The sequence below is a fragment of the Lysobacter sp. CFH 32150 genome (genome assembly GCF_022758295.1).
In the GTDB taxonomy this organism is placed as follows: domain Bacteria; phylum Pseudomonadota; class Gammaproteobacteria; order Xanthomonadales; family Xanthomonadaceae; genus CFH-32150.
On record NZ_JALDWJ010000017.1, the window covers coordinates 1 to 1,503 of the forward strand.

The window sequence follows — 1,503 nt, forward strand, 5'->3', positions numbered from 1 at the left end:
GCCGCGACAGCGGCGCGCTCGGCCGAGCCGGCCCCGTACAGGTCGCTGGCCGCGTTCAACGTGGCGGTTCGTGCCTGCGGGTAGGTGGTGCCCGAGCTCATGTACACGGTCAGGGCGCGGTACCAGATGGCGCCAGCCGCGGCGCGGCCGATGCCAGTGAGCGACCCGTTGCCGGTGGCGTTCTTGCTGTCGCCGGCGGCGCAGGTCTTGCTGGTCGGCATGCCGGCCCCCGACGTGCCCTCGGCCAGGAGGAAGAAGAAGTGGTTGGCCGGGCCCGACGAGTAGTGCGGGTCGACGCCACCGAGGCCGCCAGCCGGGTAGCAGTCGTAGGACAGATTGCCATCGGAGTTCGGGTCGTACATGTAGCGCAGGGCGCTGGTGCCGTTGACGTAGATTTCCTCGCCGATCTTGTAGTCGCCCGGATCATTGGCGTTGTTGGCGTAGAACTCGACCAGGGTGCCCATGATGTCGGAGTTGGCTTCGTTCAGGCCGCCGGAATCGTTCGAGTACACCAGGCCGGCGCTGGCCTGGTTGACGCCGTGGCTCATCTCGTGGCCGGCGATGTCGAGCGTGGTCAGCGGCAGGTAGGAGCCGCCGCCGTCGCCGTAATACATGGCGTTGGCGTACCACGCGGCATTGACCCAGTTGGTGCCGACGTGGACGTAGCTCTTCACGCCTTGGCCGTCGTTGAAGATGCCGTTGCGGCCGAACGTGTTCTTGTAGAAGTCCCAGGTGGTGGCCACGCCGTAGTGGGCTTCGGCGGCGATGGTGGCGCGGTCGCTGAGCGCGTTGTTGCCCCAGCTGTTGTCGGCATCGGTGAACAGCACGGCGCGGCGCGCAGCCGTGGTGTACGCCGCGTTGTTGGCGTCATAGGTGGCGCCGTTGCCGCGGGTGGTGTCGGTCAGGTTGTAGGAACCGCCCGAGCTGGCGGTGTTGATGCTGACGTTGCCGTACTGCAGGGTCTTGCCGGTGCCGACCGCCGGCGTCCCGCCGCCGGTGCCACCGCCACCCGGCTTGCCGGTATGGACCATGTCCCACTTGTTGAGGATGGCGCCGCTGTCGGCGTCGACGAAGTAATGCATCTCGGTCGGCGTCTGGTCGCGCTTGGTGCCGGTGAAGACCACTTCGTACGCCAGCTTCGGCGTGCGGCCGAGCGCGTACACCACCTTGCGGGCGGTCTGCATGCCTGCAAACCCGGTGCCGAAGTCGACACCGGCAGCGAGGGTGGCGTCGTCGCCACTGAGCTTGCCGCCATGGATGTCCGGGCGGGCGCTCGACTTCAGCGTCAGGCTGGTGCTCTTGAGCTGGCCATTGCGCGAATGCACGACCATGTCGCCGCCGATCACCGGCAGGCCACGGTAGGTCCGTTCGACGCGGACGTGCTCGGTGCCGTCACGGTCGACGATCACGTCCTTGACCGAGAAGGCGTCGGCATCGGCACGATGCGCCGCCGCCTTGTTGCCATCGATCAGGCCGAGGGCGCGGCCGGCGGCCGGATGGTCG

The 1,503-nt window shown here is 67.9% G+C and carries 1 protein-coding gene; it reads right to left on the reverse strand.

Annotation, left to right across the window (positions count from 1 at the left end):
- A partial coding sequence (locus MO486_RS16365) for a M4 family metallopeptidase (protein ID WP_345779223.1) occupies positions 1-1,503 on the reverse strand: 1,503 nt, incomplete at both ends.